We start from the raw sequence: 23,462 nt of genomic DNA on the forward strand, positions 1-23,462 counted from the left end.
TCGTTCCGGCCTCAGTTGAGCTGGACGGTGCCGGTCACGTCGGCCGCCAGCCGGAGCTGGTCGCCGTCGCGCAGCGGCGCCTCCACACCGCGGGGGAGGCGCTCGCCGTTGACGAACGTCCCGTTGGTGGAGCCCTCGTCCCGGACCCAGGCGGTGCCGGACGGGTCGAGCCACACCGTCGAGTGGCGCCGCGACACGTTGTCGTACTGCGTGAACGTGGCCGCCACCGGCGACTGGCCCGCGTCCCGGCCGAGCACGAGGTGCTGCCCCACCGAGACCTTCAGCTCGCCCGTCGGGAACTGGACCCGCAGGACCGGCGTCCCCTTCTGCGGCAGCGGTCGCAGGCACGTGTCGCACTGCGCGGCGCCCGGGTTGGTCAGGACGGCCTCGCAGTACGGGCACATGAACGCCGTGCTGTCGCTCGGCGGCTGCGGCCGCGACTGCCCCGGCGGCCCGTACTGGTGGTCGCCGGGCCCCCCTGGAGCACCGGGACCGCCGGGGCCGCCCGGGCCGGGCTGCGGCCGGCCGTACTGGTCCGGCGGCGCGTACTGGTGCTGCTCGGGCTGCTGCTGGTACTGGTCGGGGGCCTGCTGCTGCGGCATCCCCCACTGGTCGGGCTGCTGCGGCCCCGGGGCCTGCTGGCCGGGGGGCGGTGAGGCCCACGGGTCCGCCGCCGGCTGCTGCTGGTGCTGCGCGGGCTGGCCGTAGTCGACCTGCCCGCCCTGCTGGCCGTAGTCCGGTTGACCGTAGTCGGGCTGGCCGTAGTCCGGCTGGGCCTGCTGCTGCGGCTGCCCGTAGTCGGGCGGCCCCTGCTGCGGCGGGCCCTGCTGCATGGGCGAACCCCAGGGGTCCTGCTGCTGTTGCTGCTGCCCCTGCTGGCCCCACGGGTCGGGCTGGGACATCGGCTGGCTCTGCTGCGGCTGCCCGTAGTCGGGCGGCGCCTGCTGCTGGGGGGCCTGCTGCTGGTAGGGGTCGTGCGACTGCTGGGGAGGCTGGTACGGCTGCCCGTGCTGCGGCCCTCCCGGCTGCGGGGCCCCGTGCTGGGGACCGCCGTACTGGGGGGCTCCATGCTGAGGGGCTCCGTGCTGGGGAGGAGCGCCATGCTGCGGGGCACCGTGTTGAGGCGCGCCGTGCTGGGGCGCGCCGTGCTGGGGGCCGCCGTGCTGGGGAGGAGCGCCGTGCTGCGGGGCTCCGTGCTGGCCGTACCCGCCCTGGGCGTGCTGCCCGTGCTGCTGCTGGTGGCCGGCCCCGGCACGCGCCAGGTTGGCCCCGCAGCTCAGGCAGAGCAGATCGCCCGGCTGGAACGGTTCATCACAGATAGGACAGTTCAAGGTCGCCATGACACTTCCCCCGCGCGCACCCCGGCGCGTTCGAGCCTCGACGTGAGGTGCTCCATGTCACCCCTTCGCGGGATCCCGATGTAGTACACCCGCCTTCCCTCCGGCCCCTCGTCCACGGACACCTGAACCCGGGGCCCTGCCTCGTCCCTAGTCTCTCCGATACCGGCCGGTGCCCCGTACCGCTCGCGTCCCAGCGGGGACAACGGCACGACGCGCTGGTTCGCCGACCCCCTCCAGAGTAGAGAGCCGCCCTCGGAGTGTCGTCCCTCCGGGTTGAGCCGGTCGACGTACGGCCCCGTGATCACGGCGTCGCACATGTCGAGGATCTCCCGCGTCGCCGTGCTCCGCGAGAGCCGAGAGTAGACATATCCGCTGTAGACCAATATGTCCAACCCAATCGTCTCATGATGATGGTCGTCCCGCCACGCGCGGACCCCGCGCAGCAGCGCCGCCAGCGCGGACGGCTGCTGGAACGGTTCGCCGCCCGAGATCGTCACGCCGTCGACCGGTCCGGGCAGCGATCTCAGCCATCCGAGGACGGCCTCGACCGGCACCTCCTTACCGGGATCGGCGTCCCAGGTGTCGCGGGAGAGGCACCCGTGGCAGTGCAGCGTGCAGCCCTGCGTCCAGATGCCGGCGCGCGTCCCCGGGCCGAGCGTCGTCACCGGATAGTGCGCCTTGGCGAGCCGCAGCCGCTCCCCGGACGCGGCGCCGGGGGACGTGACATCGCTCACTGGATCTCCAGATGGACGATGCTGCCCTCGCGGCGGATGCCGGACACCGTGACCCGCTCGTCCGGGACGAGCTCGCGGTCGAACAGCGCCCGCGCCAGCGGGTTGACGAAGTGGGACTCCAGGGCCATGCCGATGCCGCGCCCGCCCTTGTCCAGCTCGTCGGTGCACCATCCGCGGAGCGTCTGGAGCGCGTCGCCCTTCACGGCCAGCACCAGCCGGTGCTCCTCGGCGACCCGCTTGCAGATGTTCGCGAACTGGAGGTCGAAGATCTTGTGCGCGGCCTCGCCGGAGATGAAGTCGAACACGACGATGTTGTCGCCGAACCGGTTGAGCAGCTCCGGCCGGTTGAGGACCTCGGTGAAGTGGTCGGCGACGGCGTCCTTGATCCGCTGCTCGACCTCGTCGTAGGTCATCCCCGGCGTGATGTTCTGCACACGGCCGGCACCGGAGGAGAAGGCGCCGTCGCGGGTCGTCAGGTCGCGTGCCGGCACGTACATGCCGAGGTTGGAGGTGAAGATGAGGATCGACTCGGAGAAGTGGACGGTGTTGCCGCGCCCGTCGGTGAGCCGCCCGTCCTCCAGGATCTGGAGGAACTTGTCGAGGATCCGGGGGTGCGCCTTCTCGATCTCGTCGAACAGCATGACGCGGAACGGGTCCTCGCGGACGGCGTTGGTCAGCTCCCCGCCCGCCTCGTGCCCGACGTATCCGGGCGGCGACCCGATCAGCCGGTCGCCGGAGCCCTCGGCGGAGAACTCGCTCATGTCGAAGCGCAGGTAGGCCGACTCGTCGCCGAACACGAGCTCGGTGATCGCCTTGGCCAGCTCGGTCTTGCCGGTGCCGGTCGGCCCGGCGAAGAACAGCACGCCGCGCGGGCGGCTGCCCGACCGGGTCGCCTGCGCGCCCGACAGCCCGAGCACGGCCCGCTTGAGGATGTCGAGGGTCTTGGTGACGGCCTGCGGCTGCCCGATCACCCGCTCGGGCACGCGCTTCTCGCCCTCCAGCACCCGCCGCCGCAGGTGCCCCCGGCTCCACGGGTTGTCCAGGACGCCGAGCTTGTAGGTCCGCACGGCGTCGGGCAGGTCGGCCAGGTCGACGTTGCGCTCCTTCGCCAGCCGGGTCACCTCGATCATCGACTGGAGCGTGAGCCCGTCGGCCTGCTCGGCGAACGCGTCGCACGCCGCCGCGGCGGCCTCGTCGCCGCCGACGTCGGTGATCCCGAACGCGCGGGCCAGCAGCCGCGCGGTCTCCTGCCGGTCGCCCAGGTGCGGGCGCGGGATCGTGATCTCGCGGATGTTCTCGTTGTCGGTGGTCAGCCACGGCGGCAGGTCGCCCGGCCGCTCCACCAGCCACAGCACCGGGTTGTAGAGCGGCTTCGGCCGCGCCCCCGGCACCCGGACCGGACGCGCCGTCCGCGACAGCTTCGCGCAGAACCGGAAGAAGTCGCGCTCGGCGGGCTCCAGGTCGGTCGGGGTCCGGGCGATCCGCGACGCCGAGTCGATCACGAACGCGGCGCGGATGTTCTCCGCGGGCCGCGCCACCGCCTCCAACTGGCGGGTCAGCGCCTCCAGCGAGGGCTTCTCGTCGCGGCCGCGCTTGCCGAGCAGCCGGTCGGCCGCCCGCTCCGCCTCCTCGGCGATCTCGTCGCCGGTGTCGGGGTAGACCTGCACGCCGTCCACCGGGTCGTACACGATCATGCAGGACGCGCCGCTGGAGCGCAGCGTCTCCCACAGCAGGCCGCGCAGCGGCAGCAGCCGCGCGGGCCCGACGACCTCCACCGGCGGCGCGAGGAAGCTGTCGTAGAGGTTGCCCGACAGGACGTACTGGGAGTGCACCGAGAGCGTCGCGTCCAGCTCGCGGATGAACGGCGGCCAGCCCTGCAACCGCCCGCCGAGGGTCGGCGAATCAATGCTCATCAGGCTCGCTCCACTTTCGTTCCCGCCTTCCTCACGCCGGCCGCGGGACCCCTCACAGGCCCCGCTCCCGGCGGCGCTCGCGCCGCTCGGCACGCCCCCCAGTCTGCCGTGGCCGCTCGGAAACCGGCAGCTCACGCACGCCCGGCTCCAGCCGCCAGGCCACCTGCGACCGTATCCCGGCCGCGGCGAGACGGGTCCTCGCGGCCTCGAACGCCTCGCACCACTCGCGCTCGCGCTCGGCGTCGACGCGCCGGTCGTCCTCGCTCTCGGCGGGCGTCTCGCGGACCATCGCGGCGCGCACGTGCGCCGCGTCCTCGACGCGCATCTTCACGCTGTGGTCGGGCCAGCCGCCCTTGGTCAGGACGAGCGCGCCGCCCCGCGCGGTCAGCGTCTCGAACCCGGGCCGCACCTCATACCCCAGGTCCTCGAACGCGGTGGTGATCGAGTCGAGGACGTAGCGGCGCTCGGCCTCGGCCTGCTCGGCGGCGTCCCGCTCGGCCGCGCGCCGCCGCTCCCGCTCGCGGTGCTCCTCGGTGCGGCGGTTGGCGTCCCCGATCCGCAGCCGCACCTCCTGGAGGACCGCCTCGGCCTCCTCGGCGGTGCCGGCCCCCGCGAGCAGGCGCGCCGCGTCCGCGACCGCGCGCCGCTCCTCCGCGGCCGCGTCGGGCAGCAGCCGCGCCATGATCCGTTCGAGTGTCTCCTGCACGTCGTCTTGGACGCGTGGGACCGGTGATGCGCCCTGTTCGGGCCCGCGCTGACCGGTGTCGGCCTGCAACCCGGCCTCGGGGGCCGTGAAGATCTGGGCCGTGACCTGGGCGGCGAGGTGCTCCGACAGGGCGCGCTCCGCCTCGTCCAGGACGGGGTCGAGCGCGGCGCACCACGCGGCCAGCTCCTCGGGGGTGTGCCGCTCGTCCGGCCGGAGCGGCTCGGGCAGCGCCACCTCCGCGCCGATCTTGGCGCGGGTCTCGGCGAGCGCGGCGATCCTGGCGTTGCGCTCGACGACCTCGCGCAGGGCGCGTTCGTGCGTCTCGACCTCGGCGAGCGCGGCGGCGCGCGCCTCGGCCCGCCCGGCGGCCAGCGCGGCGAGGGCGTCCGCGCCGCGTCCGGCCAGGCCCGCGCCGCGTCCGAGCACGCGGTTCATGCCGAGCGTGAGGATCACGGCCGCGTCCAGCGCGATATCGGCCTCGACGCCGCTGCTCATGCTGCTCCTCCGGGGTGCGTGGGGTCGTTCCATGCCGTCGGGTTCGCGGACGGGGCGCGGGACTCGCGCCAGCGGTGCAGGCGCAGGCCCGCCGCGGCGGCGTGCGCGGCGGGGACGGCGACGAGCACCAGCACCCACAGCACGCCCGCGAGGGCCGACAGCGCCCCGAACAGCAGCAGGAGGATCAGCAGCGGCACCGTCACGGCGAGCAGCGTCACGCCGCAGCCGCGCCGTCCGGTGCGCTGCGCGGCGCCCGACATCGTCTGCGACGCCTTGGACAGCCCCCGGCTCGACGCGCCAAGAGCCTTGGAGATCGACGACCACGGCCCGTAGGGGAGGTAGTCCTTGCCCTGCGCGCGCGCCAGCATCACCTCGGCGCCGCAGTGCACGGCCCACGCGAGGACGGACAGCACCGCGAGGAGCCCGAACGACATCCACGAGGACCGCTGGACGTGGACGCCGACCGACGACGTCCCCTTCTCCTCGCCCCCGCCGCCGAACAGGGCGTTGACGACCGCGCTGCCGAGCAGCCAGAACAGCAGGAGGGGGACCGTCCAGAGCGCGGCGCGGACCATCGCCGCGCCGCGTCCGGCGATACGCTCCCGTTCCCGTTCCGCCCACTGCGCCCGGAGCGCCTCGTCGCGCTGCCGCTCGGCGTGCCGCCGCTGGGTCCGGCTCTCGACCTCCAGGGCGGCCTCCGGCACCGCCCGGGTCACCGCGAACAGGCGCAGCGGGTCGTCGCCCGCGCCGTCGGCCAGCCAGTCGAACCACGGCACCGGCTCGGCGACGGCGGCGCGCGCGCCCTCCGCCGCCTCGGCGAGCAGCCGGTGCGTCTCGGCCGGACGCACCGCCAGCGCCAGCAGCGTGAGCAGCACCACGGGCGGGTCGTCGGACGGGGCCGGCGGACGCCCGCCCGCCACCCGCACCGCCTCGTCCCGGCGGGTGCCCGCGTCGGGGAGGCGGGCCGCGAGGCCGGGGGGCGCCGCGTCCTGGGCGCGCAGCCAGCGGGCCAGGTCGTTCCACGCCGCCACGTGCGCGCGCCACTGGCCGTCGATGCGCGCCAGGTCGCCGCCGCCCTCGAACCCGGCGAGGACGGGCAGCAGGTCCTGCTCCCAGAGCTCGCGCCCGAGCAGGCAGGCCGTGCGGTGGTCGGGATGCCGGTGGTCGGTGGCCAGCGCGGCGAGCGCGGGCAGGTCGGCGGCCGTCACGCGCCGTCCGAGGAAGTGCGGCGGGAGCGTCGGATCCAGCCACCGCACCAGGTGCAGCAGCTTCACGTCCGACGGCAGGCGGGCGGTCAGGTGGCCGTCGACGAGGTCGATGCGGCCGTCGTCGTCGGGGAGGTCGGCGAGCCAGTCGCGCAGGGAGCGCCACGCCTCGCCGGACTCGCCGCGTCCGAAGAAGTAGGGCGCGGCGTGCTCCCAGTCCTCGACGAGCGCGCGCGCCAGCTCGGCGCGGTCGGTGAAGCGGCGCCCCCTGAACGGCAACCCCGCGCCGGGGGGAGCGGACGGGGCGGCCTTCTCCTCGGCCACCGGGGGCGAGCCGCCGTCCAGCCATTCGGTGACCTGCTCGCCGGTCCAGCGGCGGCGCGGATCGCGGGCGAGCAGGCCCCGGCACAGCAGCCGCAACCGCGGATCGGCGACGTCGTCCGCCGTCACCGGCCGCGTCGCGAGATGGTCGACCACCACGGTCTCGCTCAGCCCGAGGAAGGGCGCGCGGCCCGTCGCCAGCTCCCGGACGATCATGCCGAGCGACCACCAGTCGCGGGCGGGCGACACCTGCCCCGACAGCGACTCCGGCGCCGCGTAGGCCAGCGTCCGCGACGACGAGGCGAACACCACGCTCTGGTCGAGCACCTTGCTCAGCCCGAAGTCGGCGATCGCCAGCCGCAGCGGCGCCGTGCCGAGGACCAGGACGTTCTCCGGCTTCAGGTCGCGGTGCACGATGCCCGCCCGGTGCAGCGCCGACAGCCCTGCCGCGAGCTGCGCCGCGATCTCGGCGACCGCCGCGGCCGGCCGCGCGTCCTCCATCAGGCCGCGCAGGTTGCCGTCCGGCGCGTACGCGGTGACCTCGTAGTCCCGCCCGTCCGCGTGGCCGGTCTCCAGGATCCGCAGGACGTGCGGGGAGTCGAGCGCGGGCAGCTTCGCCCACACCTCGCGGTCGGCGTGGTAGCCGCGCCGGAAGATCTTCACGACGTACTCGGCGGAGTCGTGCGGCGCGTGCGCGTCCCGGACCAGGAGCAGGTCGGACTCCGCCCCCTGGACGGGCAGCTCCGCGACCGCCGCGTACCGCTCGGCCAGCGCCGCCGGCAGCCGCAGCAGCGACTCGCCGGGCGGACCGCCCTCCCGCCGCGTCCCGCCGGTGTCCGGCGTCTCGCCGCGCGGCGCCGGAACCCACTGGTCGCGCCGCGTCACCCCGGCATCGCGCCGCGTCTCGCGCGGGGGCAGCCCCCCGCCGTTCCCCGTCCCGCCGACGTCTGTCACGGCCCTCCGCCTAGATCTTGTCCTTGATGATCCTCAGGTGCTCGGCGGTCTTGAACCGGACCACCAGGGCCTCCATGAAGATGCGGGTGAGGATCAGCTCGAAGAACCAGACGACGGGCGAGCTGCAGATGATGAGGAGCCCGAGGAACCAGCCGTCGTGCAGCTGGGCGACCTTGATGCCGATCATGACGACCATGAGGGCCGACAGGGTCACCAAGATCATCGACAGGATGTAGAAGATCTTGACGAGCTTCGGGGTCACCAGGTGGTTGAAGTTGGCGTCCATGAGGGCCCCGATCAGGCCCTTCTCCGAGCTTTGCGGCGGAACCCACGCCTGCTGCTGGTTTTGGGGACCCTGGAAGGGCGGACGGGGCCCCATGGGGTGGGGACCGGTGTTGTGAGGGCCTGTGGGGGGAGGGCCTGCGGGGGGAGGACCGGTGGGGTGGGGGCCGGAGGCTCGGGGGCCGGGGACGGGGCCCTGGTGCGGGGGCGGGGCGTACGGGTCTCCCTGGGGGCCGGGCCCGGGTGGGCGCGGTGGGTAACCGGGGTCCGAAGGGTGCGTCATCGCCGTCGTCTCCAGGGTGGGGCCGCCTACAGGAAGACTCTCCGCCTACAGGAAGACTCTAGAGCCTGGAACGCGCCTCGCGCGGCCAGCCGAGGACCGGGCCGCCCGCGTGCGGGGCCCTATGCGCCGGGCCTTACGCGCAGGGGTTCGGCCGCCCCGCCTTGACGCCTCCGGTGATCTTCAGGGCGGGCGGGGCGAGGCGGACGCCGTTCCGCCCGATCACGAGCCGCACGCCGTCCTTCGGGGCGGCGGCGTCCGTGAACAGGAGCGCGTCGGGGACGGCCCGGGCCAGCGCGGACGCCCGCAGTTCCTCGGACGGCGCGTACACGATCCTGCTCTCGGCGGACGCGGACCCCTTCTCGACCTTCGTCCCCACGTCGAAGCCCCGCTTGCCGAGCCGCTTGACGATGTCCGCGATGAGCTTGGGGTCGCCGCCCGCGTCCACAACGGTCACCTTGACCTCGCGCGGCTCGGGCGGCTTGCGCTCGGCCTTGGCGGGGACGGGCGGTTCGGCGGGCAGGTCGTTGTCGTGCTGGATCGCGGAGAACAGCGGTCTGGCGCGTTCCATGTCCCACTGGACGCGGTTGGGGTCGGGCGCGTATCCCTCGACCGGCACGGTCACGAACCGGACCTGCCCGGCGCTCATGCCCTTGAGGCCGTCCGCGAGCCTGCGCATCGTGGACAGGTCCAGCTCGTCGTCGGTCGTCATCGACTTCGTGGCGGCCTTGAGGAACTTGTAGGTCTTGGCGGGGTCGGTGAGCACCGAGCCGCTGGTGGCCTTGTCGACGACCGCCGCCATGAACCGCTGCTGCCGCTCGATGCGTTCGAGGTCGGAGCCGTCGCCGAGCGAGTAGCGGGCCCGGACGTACCCGAGCGCGGCCTCGCCCTTGACCGTCTGCTTGCCCGCCCTCAGGTGCAGTTCGGCGCGCGGGTCGTCCACCGGCCGGTCGACGCAGATCTCCACGCCGCCCAGCGCGTCCACCATCCGCTTGAACCCGGAGAAGTCGATCTGCACGAAATGGTCGATGTGGATGCCGGTCAGCGACTCCAGCGTCTTCCAGGTGCAGGACGGCCCCGCGTAGGCGAACGCGGCGTTCAGCATCCCGAACTGCGCCGGGACCGAGCCGCCCTTCTCCTTCTCGCACTCGGGGATCTTCACCATCGAGTCGCGGGGGAAGCTGATCCCGACCGCCTGGTCGCGGTTCGGGGACAGGTGCAGCAGGATCGCCGTGTCCGAGCGCGCCCCCGTCAGCCCGGCGGCCGCGCCGTACCGGGCGTTGTCGCCCTCGCGCGTGTCCGACCCGAGCAGGAGGATGTTGAGGCTCTTGTTGAGCTTCTTCGGACGGTTGGCCCCGAGCTGCCCGCCCACGTGCTTCTGCTCGATGCCGCCGACCAGGTCGCGGTACAGGACGACCGCGCCCGCGCCGGCGGCGAGCACCAGCGCGGCCGTGCCGATCGCGGTCCACCGGAGGACCTTCCGCCTGCGCGACCGGCCACGCCGCGGCCCCGCGTCCTCGGCAGCGGTGACGGGTTCCGCGTCCTCGGCTGCGGGCGTCTCGTCGCTGGCCGCGCCGTCCTCGGCCGCGTCGTCCTTGGCCGCGTCGTCCTTGGCCGCGCGGTCCTTGGCCGTGCGGTCGTCCCCTGCGAGGTCTTCGCGGCCGGTGTCTTCGTCGCTCATCCGGTCCCGTCTCGGGCAGGGCCCTGTCGAGGGCGTGTGGTCGTCGGGTGGGAGAGGCCCCGGGTACGTGCGCGGGCCCCATCCGTTGGATGCGCGATCGGCCCGATCTGTTGACACACGTCCTGAAATCGTCGTTCTCGTCCGAGCCGATGATGCCCCTCCGTAGCCGGCGCCGCGTTCGGCCTAGCGTCCCGGCGGACGAGGTGGGCCATGCTTTCGTGTGCTCGTCTCGATTCCGCTTCGCCATAACAACTGGTTATGGAAGGCGGGCGGTGCCGCGGGGCCTTTTCGCGCCTAAAGTCTGTGGTCAGAGTCACAGGCGGGTGTGGCTGTTATGTGTGTCACAGTGCCGGACGGGTGGCGTAGGGTCGCCTCGCTGGAAGCGCACACGAGGCGTCACCGCCCGCATGCGGCAGGGCCTCCGGCCGAGGCGCCACGGCCGCACGCGACGACCGCATGAGTGCGCTCGGACCGAGGTACGGGTACACGACGACCCGAGCTCAGGAGAGCGATCGATGAGCACAGTGGAGGCGCCGGTCAAGTCGCGCGCCCAGATCAAGGACCGCACGCTCCGGAAGGACAACTGGCGCCTCTACCCCGTCACCACGTTCGTGATCTTCACGGCGTGGGTGGTGTACGCGACCATCCGGGCGTTCTGGGGTTCCGCCTTCTACGTCCCGGAGTACCACTACCTGACGCCGTTCTACTCGCCCTGCTTCAACGAGATCTGCAACAACGTCACCGTGGACGGCCACACGGGCGACGCGGCGGAGTTCGGGACGTTCCTGCCGTCCGGCACGCGGGGCTTCATCCCGTTCGCGGCGATCTCGCTGCCGTTCCTGCTGCTGTTCCGGCTGACCTGCTACTACTACCGGAAGGCCTACTACCGGTCGTTCTGGGCGGCGCCGTCGGCGTGCGCGGTGCGGGAGCCGCACAGCAAGTACACCGGGGAGCGTCGCTTCCCGCTGATCGGGCAGAACCTGCACCGCTACTTCTGGCTGGCCGCCGTGCTCATCTCGCTCGTCAACACCTGGGACGCGGTCCGCGCCTTCCACGGTGAGGACGGCGGGTTCGGCATCGGGCTCGGCACGATCATCCTGGTCGCCAACGTGGTGCTGCTCTGGCTGTACACCCTGTCGTGCCACTCCTGCCGGCACATCGTCGGCGGGCGCTTGAAGAACTTCTCCAAGCACCCGTTCCGGTACCGGATGTGGGGCTGGGTGTCCAAGATCAACCAGCGGCACGGCACGTACGCCCTGATCACGCTGGGCTCGCTGGTGGTGGCCGACCTGTACGTCGCGCTGGTGGCCGGCGGCACCATCTCCGACCCGCGCATCTTCAACTGAGGCCGAGGATCATGACTGAGATCGAGAGGCACGCCTACGACGTCGTGGTGATCGGCGCCGGCGGCGCCGGGCTGCGGGCGGCGATCGAGGCCCGCCTCCAGGGCAAGAAGACGGCGATCATCTCCAAGTCGCTGTTCGGCAAGGCGCACACGGTGATGGCCGAGGGCGGCGCCGCCGCGGCGATGGGGAACGTCAACCCCAACGACAACTGGCAGGTGCACTTCCGCGACACCATGCGCGGCGGCAAGTTCCTCAACAACTGGCGGATGGCCGAGCTGCACGCCAAGGAGGCGCCCGACCGCGTCTGGGAGCTGGAGCACTGGGGCGCGCTGTTCGACCGCACCAAGGACGGCAAGATCAGCCAGCGGAACTTCGGCGGGCACGAGTACCCGCGGCTGGCGCACGTCGGCGACCGGACCGGCCTGGAGCTGATCCGCACCGCCCAGCAGAAGATCGTGGCGCTCCAGCAGGAGGACCACCGCGAGCACGGCGACTACGACGCGCGCCTGAAGGTGTGGGCCGAGACGACCGTCACGCGGCTGCTGAAGGACGGCGACCGCATCTGCGGCGCGTTCGCCTACGTCCGCGAGACCGGGAAGTTCGTGGTGTTCGAGGCGCCCGCGGTGGTGCTCGCCACGGGCGGCATCGGCAAGGCGTTCAAGGTGACGTCGAACTCCTGGGAGTACACCGGCGACGGGCACTCGCTCGCCATGCTCGCGGGCGCGACGCTGCTGAACATGGAGTTCGTGCAGTTCCACCCGACCGGGATGGTGTGGCCGCCGTCCGTCAAGGGGCTGCTGGTCACCGAGTCGGTGCGCGGCGACCGGGGCGTGCTGAAGAACTCCGGCGGCAAGCGCTTCATGTTCGAGTACATCCCCGAGGTGTTCAAGTCCCAGTACGCGACCTCCGAGGAGGAGGGCGACCGCTGGTACGACGACCCCGACAACAACCGGCGGCCGCCCGAGCTGCTGCCCCGCGACGAGGTCGCCCGCGCGATCAACTCCGAGGTCAAGGCCGGGCGCGGATCGCCGCACGGCGGCGTGTTCCTCACCGTCGTCGACCGGATGCCGGGCGGCGCGGCGGAGATCGTCCGGCGGCTGCCGTCGATGCACCACCAGTTCAAGGAGCTGGCGGACGTCGACATCACCAAGGAGGCCATGGAGGTCGGCCCGACCTGCCACTACGTGATGGGCGGCGTCGAGGTCGACCCGGACACGGCGGCTGCGCTCGTGCCGGGCCTGTTCGCCGCGGGCGAGGTCGCGGGCGGCATGCACGGCTCCAACCGGCTCGGCGGCAACTCGCTGACCGACCTGCTGGTGTTCGGACGGCGCGCCGGGCTCGGCGCCTCGGAGTACGTCGACGAGCTCGCGGAGCGTCCGGTGGTCTCCGACGAGGTGGTCGCGGCGGCCGAGCGGGAGGCGATGGCCCCGTTCGAGCGCAAGGGCGGGGAGAACCCCTACACCGTCCATGCCGAGCTCCAGCAGATGATGAACGACCTGGTCGGCATCATCCGCAAGGAGGAGGAGCTGGCGCAGGCCCTGGAGGGGCTGGAGAAGTTCCGCGAGCGGGTGGCCAATGTCAGCGTCGAGCCCGTCGCGGTGAACGACGGGCGCGGCTACCACCCCGGCTGGCACCTCGCGCTCGACCTGCGCAACATGCTGCTGGTGTCGGAGGCGATCGCCAAGGCGGCGCTGGAGCGGCAGGAGAGCCGCGGCGGCCACACCCGCGACGACTACCCGGGGATGTCGCCGGAGTGGCGCAAGGTGAACCTCGTCTGCCGGCTGGCGGGCGACGCGTCCGCGCCGCGGGTCGAGCTGAGGCGGCAGCCCATGGAGCCCATGCGGGACGACCTGATCGGGCTGTTCGAGATCGACGAGCTGAAGAAGTACCTCACCGAGGGCGAGCTGCCCGGCGCGGGTGGCGGGCGCGGGGCGGGAGCGGCCGCCGGAGGCGCTGAGAAGGCCGAGGAGGCCGCCGGGGACGCCGGTCCGGGAGCGGATGCCGCCGAGGGCGGCGACGGCGCGCAGGCGGCGGCTCCGAAGGGCGGCGCCACCGCCGCCGACGCGGCCGGGGACGCCGCCGACGAGAACAACGAGGAGGGCGGCCGATGAGCTACGAGGCCAGTTTCCGGGTCTGGCGCGGGGACGACGGCGCCGGCGAGCTCAAGGACTACAAGGTCGAGGTGAACGAGGGCGAGGTCGTCCTCGACATCATCCACCGGTTGCAGGCCACGCAGGCGCCCGACCTCGCCGTCCGGTGGAACTGCAAGGCGGGCAAGTGCGGGTCGTGCTCGGCCGAGGTCAACGGCATGCCGCGGCTGATGTGCATGACGCGGATGTCGACGTTCGAGCCGGACGAGACCATCACGGTCACCCCCGTCCGCACGTTCCCGGTCATCCGCGACCTCGTCACGGACGTGTCGTTCAACTACGAGAAGGCCCAGCAGATCCCCTCGTTCGACCCCGGGGACGTCAAGCCGGGCGAGTTCCGCATGCAGCAGGTGGACGTCGAGCGCTCGCAGGAGTTCCGCAAGTGCATCGAGTGCTTCCTCTGCAACAACGTCTGCCACGTCATCCGTGACCACGAGGAGAACAAGCCCGGGTTCGCGGGCCCCCGCTTCCTCATGCGGATCGCTGAGCTGGAGATGCACCCGGCCGACGCGGCCGACCGGCGCGAGATCGCCCAGCAGGACCACGGCCTCGGCTTCTGCAACATCACCAAGTGCTGCACCGAGGTCTGCCCCGAGCACATCAAGATCACCGACAACGCCCTGATCCCGATGAAGGAACGGGTGGTGGGCCGCCGGTACGACCCGGTGGTCTGGCTCGGCAGCAAGCTCGGCATCGTCAAGAAGGGCCAGGACACCCCGTCCGCCTGAGCCGGAATGCAGTGAACGCCTCCCGCCGTCCACCGGCGGGAGGCGTTCGTGTCTCCGGGCGCGATGAGTTCTGAAAGGCGGGGGAGTCTCAACACGAAACGACTCGACCTCAGGGGGGACCTGTGACACGGGCAGAGACGGAGGCGGCGGCGCGGGCGGTGCCCCGGCTCGGGAGCATGCTGCTGGCCAGCACCGACCCCGACCGGCTGCGCGCCTGGTACGAGAAGGCGTTCGGGCTGACCGCCGACATGGACGGCTTCCTCGACTTCGGCGGGGTGGGCGTCCTCGTGGACGGCCGCGACGACGTGGCCGACCGCGCGGTCGAGCCCGCGCGGGTGATCCTGAACATGCACGTGCCCGATGCCCGCGCGGTCGTGGCCCACCTCGACTCCATGGACGTGACGTGGCTGGCGCCGCTGGAGTACCGCGAGGTGGGTTCCTGGTTCGCCACCGCGATCGACCCGGACGGCAACCACGTCCAGATCATCGAACTGACCGAGGTGTACTGGAGCGGCCGCAGGGAGCGCGCCCAGCGCGCGCGGGTCCTGCGGGGGGCCGAGCGGGAGGAGACGGTGTGGACGCTCGCCGACGCGTCCGCCTCCGGACGCCTGCCCGCGCAGGACCTGGACCGTGCCCGGCGCTTCTACGCGGACAAGCTCGGCCTGGAGCCGGTGGAGTCCCGTCCGGGCGGCCTGCGCTACGAGACGCACGGCGGCGGGTTCTCGCTGTTCCAGTCGGCGGGACGCCCCTCGGGCGACCACACCCAGATCGCGTGGAAGGTAGACGACATCGACGCGGTGGTCACCGAACTACGCCGACGCGGAGTGGTCTTCGAGGACGTCGACGCCCTCGGCCTGCACACCGTGAACGGCATCACCGAGGTCGAGGGCAACTACCCGTCCGCAGGTGGACGAGGCGAACGCGCCGCCTGGTTCCGCGACTCGGAAGGCAACCTGCACGGCGTAGGCCAGGCGATCCACAGCCCACCACCGCACCACGCTCAAAACGGCGACCTCAGCCGTCACGCGAGTGCGTGACCTGACCGGTGGGGCGACGCCGAAGGCGAGCCCCACCGGGAAGATCGCGAAGCGATTGCGCACTCGCACAAGATCGGTCAGCGTGCGAGCCGCCAGGCGAGCACGCTGGGCCGAGCTTGCAGAGAACGCAGCTTGCAGTGAACACAGATTGCATAACGGGCGGCGTGCCCCCGAACCGCCGCCCGCCGTACCGCCGTTCCCCATGAACGCCGTGGACGCTGTGCCGCCGTGCGGCCGCACAGGCCCGGCCCAACACTGGTGCACCGTCGGCACGGGCGTATAGGGAGAAATACACACAACGCGTAATCCATTCGTGATTCGCCTTCGGGTGCCACCTGAACATCCGTTCCGTTTAGCGTGGTGGCATGACCGCCCTCGAACCGGGCTCGTTCCTGGCCGAACTCACCCCGGCGGAACGCGCCGACCTTGAAGCGCGTGGCCGCGTCCGCGACTTCGATCCAGGGGAGACCCTGTTCACCGAGGGGGAGCGGTCGAGCTGGGTCGCCGTCCTGCTCAAGGGGCGGGCCAAGGCGTTCTCCTACCGCGAGCACGGCGGCGAGGCGCTGCTCGCGGTGCGCGGGCCGGGCGCGCTGCTGGGCGAGGTCGCCGCGATCGACGGGCTGCCTCGTTCGGCGACGGTGGCGGCGATGGAACCGGCGCAGGTGCTCGCGGTGACGGCCGAGGAGTTCAGGGCGTTCCTCCAGGCGCACGGGCGCGTGTCCATCCTCATCATGCGGATGCTGTGCCAGCGCTGGCGCGACGCCGACCGCAAGCGGGTGGAGTTCGGCATGTTCGACGCCACCGGACGCGTCGCGCAGCGGCTGGTGGAGCTGGCCGAGCGGTTCGGCGTGCCCTACGACCGTGTCCCGGCTGCTAACGCGAACGCTGGCGGCACGCAGAGCGTCCGCATCACGCTCAACCTGTCGCAGGAGGAGCTGGCGGGCTGGGTCGGCGCGTCGCGGGAGGCGGTCAGCAAGGCGCTGCGCACGCTGCGGCGGCGCGGCTGGATCGAGACGGGGCGGCGGCGCGTCATCGTCCATGACCTCCAGGCCCTCAAGCGGCACGCGAAGTGAGCACCGCCCGCGCCGGGGAGCGCGGCGCACGCCGCTGAACTGGCTGGACGGGCGCCCGCCCGCGAGCGCGCGCGGCCGTGACCCGTACCCTGTGCAGGATGCAGTTGCAGCAGCTCGCCTACTTCGTCGCGGTCGCGGACGTACGCCACTTCACCCAGGCCGCCGAACTGCTGCGCGTCGCCCAGCCGTCGCTGTCCAAGCAGATCCGCGCGCTGGAGAGCGAGCTGAACGTCTCGCTGTTCAGCCGCGCGCGCGGGAACATCACGTTGACGCCCGCCGGTGAGACGCTGTTGCCGCTGGCCAAGCGCATACTGGCCGACGTCGACACCGCGCGCGTGGAGGTGCAGGAGCTGGCCGGGCTGCGGCGCGGGCGGGTGCGGCTGGGCGCGACGCCGTCCCTGTGCGCGGGGCTGCTGGCCGACGTCCTGCGCCGGTTCCACGACGCCTACCCCGGTATCCAGCTGATGGTGGAGGAGGGCGGTTCGCGCGACCTCGTCCGGGAGCTGACGCGCGGTTCGCTGGACCTGGCCCTCGTGATCCTGCCTCTCCACGGGGACGCGCCGCTGGACACCACCCCGATACTGCGCGAGCACCTGGTGGTCGCCTCCCCGGCGGGGCAGGGGGCGGCGGAGCGGCCGTCCAGGGCGGCGCACATGCCGCGCCGGTCGCATCTGCGCATCGAGGACCTGCGGAACCGTCCGCTGGTGATGTTCCGTTCGGGGTACGACCTGCGCGAGGCGACGATCAGCGCGTGCAGGACGGCCGGGTTCGAGCCCAAGTTCGCCGTGGAGGGCGGCGAGATGGACGCCGTGCTGCGGTTCGTCGAGGCGGGGCTCGGCATAGCGGTGGTCCCCAGCATGGTTCTGGCCGGACGCCCCGGCCTGCGCGGAACCCCGCTCGTCCTGGACGAGTCGGACGACCCCCCGCGGCGCGGCCACCACGGCCCCGGCCTGCTGCGGACGATCGCCCTGGCCCACCGCAAGGACGTCGACCTGACCCACGCCGCGCGCGCGTTCCAGGACACCCTGGAGACGTTCCTCGTCGAGGCCGGGCTGGAGGGCAGCCTCCCGGCCGGGGTGGAGAACCTCGTGGACGCCTGAGGGCCGGAAGTCAGGCGCTGCTCGGCTCGGGCACCTTGGGACGTTCCACCGAGGCGGGACGTCCGATCGACATCGACATCCCGGCGGCGAACAGGCACAGCACCCCCGCGCCCCACCACGCCAGCGTGTACGAGCCGAGCGAGGTGCGGATCAGGCCCGCGAGCGCGGCAGCGGCGGCGGCGCCGAGCTGGTGCGAGGCGAACACCCAGCCGAACACGATCGTCCCGGCGGACGGCCCGAACACCTCCCGGGCCAGCGCGATCGTGGGCGGGACCGTCGCGACCCAGTCCAGCCCATAGAAGATGACGAACACCAGCATGCTCGGATGCGGCGAGTCGGCGAACAGCACCGGCAGCGTGAGCAGCGACAGCCCGCGCAGGGCGTAGTACCAGGCCAGCAGCACGCGGCTGTCGAGCCGGTCGGTGAGCCAGCCGGACGCGATCGTCCCGACGATGTCGAACACCCCGACGAGCGCGAGCAGGCTCGCCGCCGTCGTCTCGTGCATGCCGTGGTCGTGCGCGGCGGGGATGAAGTGGGTGCCGACGAGCCCGTTGGTGGACGCGCCACAGATGAAGAACCCGCCCGCGAGCAGCCAGAACGCCTTCGTCCGGCACGCGCTGGAGAGCGCGCGCAGCGCCCGGCGCGCTGCGTCGCCGGAGGGCGGCGGGGCGGGCTCCTCGACAGTGGCGCCGTAGGGCAGCAGGCCGACGTCCGACGGGCGCTCGCGCAGGACGAGCACGACCAGCGGCACCACGACCAGCGCGGCGCCCGCCACCGTGAGCGACGCCGACCGCCAGCCGGACTCGTCCACGAGCCACGCCAGCAGCGGCAGGAAGACCAACTGCCCGGCGGCGCCGCCCGCGGTCAGGACGCCGACGACGAGGCCGCGGTGCCGCGTGAACCAGCGGTTCACGACCGTCGCCGCGAACACCATCGCCATCGACCCGGTGCCGAGCCCGACCAGCACGCCCCAGCACAGGACGAGCTGCCAGCTCGCGGACATGAACACGGTCAACCCGCTGCCCAGCGCGACGAGCGTGAGCGCGAGGGCGGTGACGCGGCGGACGCCGAAGCGGTCCATCAGGGCGGCCGCGAACGGCGCGGTCAGGCCGTACAGGACGAGGTTGACCGACACGGCCGCCGAGGTCGTGGCGCGCGACCAGCCGAACTCGTCCTGGAGCGGGACCATGAGGACGCCGGGCGTCGCCCGGAACCCCGCCGCGCCGACGAGCGCCACGAACGCGACCGCCGCCACCGGCCAGGCACGATGCATACGGGTGATTCTGGACACCGGACCACTGTGCGCGCGCCGCCCGCCGGAGCGACAGGGGCGAGATCGCCAATGTCCGGAAAGATCCGGCCAACCGCACCCTCCGCCCCGGGTCGTCCCCGATGATCGGCTCCGCGATGTACGGTTCTCGAAACGGGACGGGCGGGGGGAGGGCAGGCGTGCGCGACCGCACCGCTCGGCAGCGCCGCCTGCTGATGCTGCTCGCGGGCTTCTTCGGCTTCGCCGTCACCGCCACGCTCTCGATCGTCCCCGGCTCCGGCGTCGCCGAGGTCATCCGCGCGGGCACGGCGGCGGCCGCGAACAGCGCCGGGAACCGGGAGGCGGCGGGGAGGTCCGCCGCCCTGAACCGCGACCGGCGTCCGGCGGCGGTCTGGCAGCGGCTCGCCACCGTGGACGCGGCGCACTTCTGGCGCCAGGCGGACGCGTTCTCCCACCACCTCCAGTACGGGTCGTCCCCGGACGCGTCGCAGCACGCCGTCCTGCACTCGGACGTCACCGTCCCCGACCTCGGCCTGCACCGCGCCGACGTCACGCCGACGCGCGTGGCGGTGCCGCAGTCGATTCACCTCGGCGCGGTCAAGGTCCGAGGGCCTCCGTCCGGCACGGGTTCCTGACGCTCACAGTCATCTGCCGCGGTGTCCCCGCGGGCACTGCGGCGTACCCGTACGGAGGCTTGTCATCAACCGCATCGCCTTGGGGCGAGCGTTCTCGACGCTCGCCCGGAACACGCTTGCCAGGAAGACCCCCGCACACGACCCGGACGCGGCATGCTGACCGCGTTCACCCGCGCGTTCCGTACCCCGGAGCTGCGCGGAAGGCTGCTTTTCACGCTGCTCATCGTCGTCGTGTTCAGGGTGGGGCAGAACCTGCCCGCGCCGAACGTCGACGTCAAGGCGCTCAAGGACGCCTCGGACGCCGCCAGGAAGGGCAGCGAGCTTTACGGGATGCTCGACCTGTTCAGCGGCGGCGCGCTGCTGAGGCTGTCGGTGTTCGCGCTCGGTGTCTACCCCTACATCACGGCCAGCATCATCCTGCAACTGCTGACGGTCGTGGTGCCGCGACTGGAGTCGCTCAAGCAGGAGGGCCAGTCCGGCACCACGAAGATCACCCAGTACACCCGCTACCTGACCGTCGCGCTCGCGGTGCTCCAGGCGACGAGCGTGGTCGCGATGGCGTCGAGCGGGCAGCTGTTCCGCTCGTCCGGGAAGGTCCTGCACGACGACGGGGTCTTCCCGATCGCGACCATGGTGGTCTGCATGGTCGCCGGGACGGCCGTCACCATGTGGCTCGGCGAGCTCGTCACCGAGCGCGGCGTCGGCAACGGCATGTCGATCCTCATCTTCACCCAGGTCGTCGCCGTGTTCCCCGGGCAGCTGTGGGCGATCTACCAGTCCCGGCACGGGTTCGTGTTCACGCTCGTGGTGATCGTGGGGTTGGCGATCATGGCGGGGGTCGTGTTCGTCGAGCAGGCGCAGCGGCGCATCCCCGTCCAGTACGCCAAGCGGATGGTGGGACGCCGCCTGTACGGGGGCACCGCCACCTACATCCCGCTCAAGGTGAACCAGGCGGGCATCATCCCGGTCATCTTCGCGTCGTCGCTGCTGTACCTACCGGTGCTGGCGACGCAGCTCTGGCCCAACACGAGATGGTTGCAACGGGCGCAGCCCTACCTCCAGCAGACCAACCCCTGGCACATGGCCTCGTTCTTCGTGCTCATCGTGTTCTTCACGTACTTCTACGTGGCGATCACGTTCAACCCCGTCGAGGTCTCCGACAACATGCGCAAGTACGGCGGGTTCGTGCCGGGCATCCGTCCGGGACGTTCGACGGCGGAGTACCTGGACCACGTCCTCACCCGCGTCACCACGCCGGGCGCCCTCTACCTGGGGCTCGTGGCCCTCGTCCCGATGGTGTCGCTGGCGCTGCTGGACGTCGGCGACGACTTCCCGTTCGGCGGGACGGCGATCCTCATCGTCGTCGGCGTGGGCCTCGACACGGTCAAGCAGATCGAGAGCCGCCTCCAGCAGCACAACTACGAGGGCTTCCTCCGCTGACAGAGCGGACCGCCCCGTCCGAGGAAGGCCGGACGGGGCGGTCGGCGGGCCGATCGAAGGGCCGGTCGGCGGGAACGCGCTACTTCTTCTTGCCGCCCGCCGTCGCGCCCAGGTAGTCGCGGTTCAGGCGGCCGATGACGTCCAGCGGAATGCCCTTCGGGCACGCGACCGTGCACTCGCCGGTGTTGGTGCAGCCGCCGAAGCCCTCGCCGTCGTGGGTGTCGAGCATCGACACGACCCGGTCCCAGCGCTCGGGCTGCCCCTGCGGCATCAGGCCGAGGTGGGTGACCTTCGCGCCGAGGAACAGCGCGGCCGAGCCGTTCGGGCAGGCGGCGACGCAGGCGCCGCAGCCGATGCACTCGGCGGCCTCGAACGCGGCGTCGGCGTCCGGCTTCGGGACGGGCACGGCGTGCGCCTCGGGCGCGGTGCCGGTCGGCGCGGTGATGAACCCGCCGGAGGCGATGATCCGGTCGAACGCGGAGCGGTCGACGACCAGGTCCTTCACGACCGGGAACGCCTTGGCCCGCCACGGCTCGATGTCGATGACCTCGCCGTCCCGGAACTTGCGCATGTGGAGCTGGCACGTGGTGGTGGCGCGCTCCGGGCCGTGCGGGGTGCCGTTGATGACCAGCGAGCACATGCCGCAGATGCCCTCGCGGCAGTCGTGGTCGAAGGCGACCGGCTCCTCGCCCTCCGCGATCAGCTTCTCGTTGAGGACGTCCAGCATCTCCAGGAACGAGGCGTCGGGGGAGATGTCGTCGAGCTTGTACCCGACCATCCTGCCCTTGTCCTCCGGGCCGCTCTGGCGCCAGACGCGCAGTGTGAGCTTCATTTACTTGTACGACCTCTGAGTCGGCTTGACGTATTCGAAGTCCAGGGCCTCCTTGTGGAGGACGGGCTGCTCGCCCTCCCCGGCCCATTCCCACGCGGCGACGTAGGCGAAGTTCGCGTCGTCGCGCTTGGCCTCGCCGTCCTCGTCCTGGCTCTCGGCGCGGAAGTGGCCGCCGCAGGACTCGGTGCGGTGCAGCGCGTCGACGACCATCAGCTCGCCGAGCTCCAGGAAGTCGGCGACGCGTCCGGCCTTCTCCAGCTGCTGGTTGAGCTCCTCGCCCTTGCCGGTCACCTTGACGCGCGTCCAGAACTCGGCGCGCAGCGCGGGGATCAGCTCCAGCGCCTTGCGCAGGCCCTCCTCGGTGCGCTCCATGCCGCAGTACTCCCACATGATGTGGCCGAGCTCGCGGTGGAAGGAGTCGACGGTGCGGTCGCCGTCGACGGCGAGCAGCCGCTCGATCCGGGACGTGACGCGCTCCTCCGCCGCCGCGACGGCCTCCGGGTCGACCGGCGGGAGCGCGTTGCGGGCGATGTAGTCGTTGATGGTGTTCGGCAGCACGAAGTAGCCGTCGGCGAGGCCCTGCATCAGCGCGGACGCGCCGAGCCGGTTCGCGCCGTGGTCGGAGAAGTTCGCCTCGCCGATCACGAACAGGCCGGGCACGTTGGACTGGAGGTCGTAGTCGACCCACAGCCCGCCCATCGTGTAGTGGACGGCGGGGTAGATGCGCATCGGCGTGTCGTAGGGGTTCTCGCCCGTGATGCGCTCGTACATCTGGAAGAGGTTGCCGTACTTGGCCTCGACCTTGTCGCGGCCGAGCCGCTCGATCGCGTCGGCGAAGTCCAGGTAGACGCCGAGGCCGCCGGGGCCGACGCCGCGTCCCTCGTCGCAGACGTTCTTGGCGGCGCGGGAGGCGATGTCGCGCGGGACGAGGTTGCCGAACGAGGGGTAGATGCGCTCCAGGTAGTAGTCGCGCTCGTCCTCGGGGATGTCGGCGGGGCGCCGGGTGTCGCCGCCCTTCTTCGGCACCCACACGCGGCCGTCGTTGCGCAGCGACTCCGACATCAGCGTCAGCTTGGACTGGTGGTCGCCGCTGACCGGGATGCACGTCGGGTGGATCTGGGTGTAGCAGGGGTTGGCGAACAGCGCGCCGTGCCGGTGCGCGCGCCAGGACGCGGTGACGTTCGAGCCCATCGCGTTCGTGGACAGGAAGTACACGTTCCCGTAGCCGCCGGACGCCAGCACGACCGCGTCCGCCGTGTAGTGCTTGATCTCCCCGGTGATCAGGTTCCGGACGACGACGCCGCGCGCCCGCCCGTCCTCCATGATCAGGTCGAGCATCTCGTGCCGCGGGTACAGCTCGACGTTCCCGGCGTCCACCTGCCGCATCAGCGCCTGGTAGGCGCCGAGCAGGAGCTGCTGGCCGGTCTGGCCGCGGGCGTAGAAGGTGCGGGAGACCTGCGTCCCGCCGAAGGAGCGGTTGTCGAGCAGGCCGCCGTACTCGCGCGCGAACGGGACGCCCTGCGCGACGCACTGGTCGATGATCTGCGTGGAGATCTCGGCGAGCCGGCGCACGTTGGACTCGCGGGAGCGGAAGTCGCCGCCCTTGACGGTCTCGTAGAACAGCCGGTGGACGCTGTCGCCGTCGTTGCGGTAGTTCTTCGCGGCGTTGATGCCGCCCTGCGCGGCGATCGAGTGGGCGCGGCGCGGGCTGTCCTGGAAGCAGAACTGCTGGACGTGGTAGCCCGCCTCGCCGAGCGTCGCCCCGGCCGAGCCGCCGGCGAGCCCGGTGCCGATGATGATGATCTTCTTCTTGCGCTTGTTGGCCGGGTTGACCTGCTTGGCCTCGAACTTGCGGGTCGTCCAGCGGTCCTCGATCGGGCCGCCCGGGGCCTTGGTGTCGGCGATCGGCTCGCCGGACTTGTAGAAGCCGTCGGTCATGG

At 72.1% G+C, this 23,462-nt stretch carries 18 protein-coding genes; 8 read left to right on the plus strand and 10 right to left on the minus strand.

Translation table 11 applies throughout. From position 1 onward, the window contains the following. Positions 1–11: 11 nt before the first annotated feature. The 7 genes from K2F47_RS02355 to K2F47_RS02390 all read right to left on the minus strand — a co-directional run bounded on the left by K2F47_RS02355 (position 12) and on the right by K2F47_RS02390 (position 9,911). Positions 12–1,340 (minus strand): FHA domain-containing protein, encoded by a 1,329-nt coding sequence (locus K2F47_RS02355; protein WP_242900985.1) that lies wholly within the window; start codon positions 1,338–1,340, stop codon positions 12–14. Continuing rightward, positions 1,328–2,074 (minus strand): 4Fe-4S single cluster domain-containing protein, encoded by a 747-nt coding sequence (locus K2F47_RS02360; protein ID WP_242900986.1) that lies wholly within the window; start codon positions 2,072–2,074, stop codon positions 1,328–1,330. The genes K2F47_RS02355 and K2F47_RS02360 overlap by 13 nt, the downstream gene beginning before the upstream one ends. Further along, positions 2,071–3,987, minus strand: coding sequence for an AAA family ATPase (locus K2F47_RS02365; RefSeq protein WP_242900987.1), 1,917 nt, complete (start codon positions 3,985–3,987; stop codon positions 2,071–2,073). The genes K2F47_RS02360 and K2F47_RS02365 overlap by 4 nt, the downstream gene beginning before the upstream one ends. 52 nt (positions 3,988–4,039) lie before the next feature. Beyond that, positions 4,040–5,188, minus strand: coding sequence for a response regulator receiver protein (locus K2F47_RS02370; RefSeq protein ID WP_242900988.1), 1,149 nt, complete (start codon positions 5,186–5,188; stop codon positions 4,040–4,042). Next, positions 5,185–7,668: a serine/threonine-protein kinase gene (locus tag K2F47_RS02375; RefSeq protein ID WP_242900989.1), complete on the minus strand. Its 2,484-nt coding sequence runs from the start codon at positions 7,666–7,668 to the stop codon at positions 5,185–5,187. Before K2F47_RS02375 ends, K2F47_RS02370 begins: the two co-directional genes overlap by 4 nt. Positions 7,669–7,678: 10 nt before the next feature. Further along, complete coding sequence (locus K2F47_RS02380; RefSeq protein ID WP_242902537.1) at positions 7,679–7,954, minus strand: DUF4282 domain-containing protein; 276 nt, start codon at positions 7,952–7,954, stop codon at positions 7,679–7,681. Positions 7,955–8,366: 412 nt separating this feature from the next. Beyond that, positions 8,367–9,911, minus strand: coding sequence for an LCP family protein (locus tag K2F47_RS02390; RefSeq protein WP_242900990.1), 1,545 nt, complete (start codon positions 9,909–9,911; stop codon positions 8,367–8,369). Between the two features lie 515 nt (positions 9,912–10,426). On the opposite strand from K2F47_RS02390, the gene sdhC reads away from it, so the two are divergent. From sdhC to K2F47_RS02425, 6 genes are all read left to right on the plus strand, one after another. Then, entirely contained in the window at positions 10,427–11,257 is an 831-nt protein-coding gene (gene sdhC / locus K2F47_RS02395) for a succinate dehydrogenase subunit SdhC (RefSeq protein ID WP_242900991.1), read from the plus strand. Positions 11,258–11,268: 11 nt separating this feature from the next. After that, positions 11,269–13,368 carry a fumarate reductase/succinate dehydrogenase flavoprotein subunit gene (locus K2F47_RS02400; RefSeq protein WP_242900992.1) on the plus strand — a complete coding sequence of 700 codons (2,100 nt, stop codon included), beginning with the start codon at positions 11,269–11,271 and terminating at the stop codon, positions 13,366–13,368. Further along, positions 13,365–14,135: a succinate dehydrogenase/fumarate reductase iron-sulfur subunit gene (locus tag K2F47_RS02405; RefSeq protein WP_242900993.1), complete on the plus strand. Its 771-nt coding sequence runs from the start codon at positions 13,365–13,367 to the stop codon at positions 14,133–14,135. Before K2F47_RS02400 ends, K2F47_RS02405 begins: the two co-directional genes overlap by 4 nt. A 122-nt stretch (positions 14,136–14,257) precedes the next feature. Then, the gene (locus K2F47_RS41210) at positions 14,258–15,172 is read left to right on the plus strand and encodes a VOC family protein (RefSeq protein ID WP_308198354.1); all 915 of its coding nucleotides are present in this window, start codon (positions 14,258–14,260) and stop codon (positions 15,170–15,172) included. Positions 15,173–15,537: 365 nt separating this feature from the next. Continuing rightward, the gene (locus tag K2F47_RS02420) at positions 15,538–16,245 is read left to right on the plus strand and encodes a Crp/Fnr family transcriptional regulator (RefSeq protein WP_242900994.1); all 708 of its coding nucleotides are present in this window, start codon (positions 15,538–15,540) and stop codon (positions 16,243–16,245) included. A gap of 98 nt (positions 16,246–16,343) precedes the next feature. Next, the gene (locus K2F47_RS02425; protein ID WP_242900995.1) at positions 16,344–17,345 is read left to right on the plus strand and encodes a LysR family transcriptional regulator; all 1,002 of its coding nucleotides are present in this window, start codon (positions 16,344–16,346) and stop codon (positions 17,343–17,345) included. Between the two features lie 10 nt (positions 17,346–17,355). Here the strand turns inward: K2F47_RS02425 and K2F47_RS02430 are convergent, their stop codons facing one another. Continuing rightward, the gene (locus tag K2F47_RS02430) at positions 17,356–18,618 is read right to left on the minus strand and encodes an MFS transporter (protein WP_242900996.1); all 1,263 of its coding nucleotides are present in this window, start codon (positions 18,616–18,618) and stop codon (positions 17,356–17,358) included. A 176-nt stretch (positions 18,619–18,794) separates the two neighbouring features. Here K2F47_RS02430 and K2F47_RS02435 point away from each other — a divergent pair, with 176 nt between their 5' ends. After that, on the plus strand, positions 18,795–19,250 hold the full coding sequence (locus K2F47_RS02435) for a hypothetical protein (RefSeq protein ID WP_242900997.1): 456 nt from the start codon (positions 18,795–18,797) through the stop codon (positions 19,248–19,250). Between the two features lie 153 nt (positions 19,251–19,403). Beyond that, positions 19,404–20,690, plus strand: coding sequence for a preprotein translocase subunit SecY (secY, locus tag K2F47_RS02440; protein ID WP_242900998.1), 1,287 nt, complete (start codon positions 19,404–19,406; stop codon positions 20,688–20,690). A 79-nt stretch (positions 20,691–20,769) separates the two neighbouring features. Here secY and K2F47_RS02445 read toward each other — a convergent pair whose 3' ends face one another. Beyond that, complete coding sequence (locus tag K2F47_RS02445) at positions 20,770–21,522, minus strand: succinate dehydrogenase/fumarate reductase iron-sulfur subunit (RefSeq protein ID WP_242900999.1); 753 nt, start codon at positions 21,520–21,522, stop codon at positions 20,770–20,772. After that, a complete protein-coding gene (locus K2F47_RS02450; protein WP_242902539.1) occupies positions 21,523–23,460 on the minus strand; it encodes a fumarate reductase/succinate dehydrogenase flavoprotein subunit in 1,938 nt (645 codons plus the stop codon). Between the last annotated feature and the right edge of the window lie 2 nt (positions 23,461–23,462).

Source organism: Actinomadura terrae, from assembly GCF_022751215.1.
Classification (GTDB): domain Bacteria; phylum Actinomycetota; class Actinomycetes; order Streptosporangiales; family Streptosporangiaceae; genus Spirillospora; species Spirillospora terrae.

What these genes read in the sequence shown, in the direction of transcription:
- K2F47_RS02450 (WP_242902539.1), bottom strand. Translation starts at nt 23,460, where the DNA reads ATGACCGACGGCTTCTACAAGTCCGGCGAGCCGATCGCCGACACCAAG.
- K2F47_RS02420 (WP_242900994.1), top strand. Translation starts at nt 15,538, where the DNA reads ATGACCGCCCTCGAACCGGGCTCGTTCCTGGCCGAACTCACCCCGGCG.
- secY (WP_242900998.1), top strand. Translation starts at nt 19,404, where the DNA reads ATGCTGACCGCGTTCACCCGCGCGTTCCGTACCCCGGAGCTGCGCGGA.
- K2F47_RS02425 (WP_242900995.1), top strand. Translation starts at nt 16,344, where the DNA reads ATGCAGTTGCAGCAGCTCGCCTACTTCGTCGCGGTCGCGGACGTACGC.
- sdhC (WP_242900991.1), top strand. Translation starts at nt 10,427, where the DNA reads ATGAGCACAGTGGAGGCGCCGGTCAAGTCGCGCGCCCAGATCAAGGAC.
- K2F47_RS02405 (WP_242900993.1), top strand. Translation starts at nt 13,365, where the DNA reads ATGAGCTACGAGGCCAGTTTCCGGGTCTGGCGCGGGGACGACGGCGCC.
- K2F47_RS02445 (WP_242900999.1), bottom strand. Translation starts at nt 21,522, where the DNA reads ATGAAGCTCACACTGCGCGTCTGGCGCCAGAGCGGCCCGGAGGACAAG.
- K2F47_RS02400 (WP_242900992.1), top strand. Translation starts at nt 11,269, where the DNA reads ATGACTGAGATCGAGAGGCACGCCTACGACGTCGTGGTGATCGGCGCC.
- K2F47_RS02430 (WP_242900996.1), bottom strand. Translation starts at nt 18,618, where the DNA reads ATGCATCGTGCCTGGCCGGTGGCGGCGGTCGCGTTCGTGGCGCTCGTC.
- K2F47_RS02390 (WP_242900990.1), bottom strand. Translation starts at nt 9,911, where the DNA reads ATGAGCGACGAAGACACCGGCCGCGAAGACCTCGCAGGGGACGACCGC.
- K2F47_RS02380 (WP_242902537.1), bottom strand. Translation starts at nt 7,954, where the DNA reads ATGGACGCCAACTTCAACCACCTGGTGACCCCGAAGCTCGTCAAGATC.
- K2F47_RS02365 (WP_242900987.1), bottom strand. Translation starts at nt 3,987, where the DNA reads ATGAGCATTGATTCGCCGACCCTCGGCGGGCGGTTGCAGGGCTGGCCG.
- K2F47_RS02370 (WP_242900988.1), bottom strand. Translation starts at nt 5,188, where the DNA reads ATGAGCAGCGGCGTCGAGGCCGATATCGCGCTGGACGCGGCCGTGATC.
- K2F47_RS02355 (WP_242900985.1), bottom strand. Translation starts at nt 1,340, where the DNA reads ATGGCGACCTTGAACTGTCCTATCTGTGATGAACCGTTCCAGCCGGGC.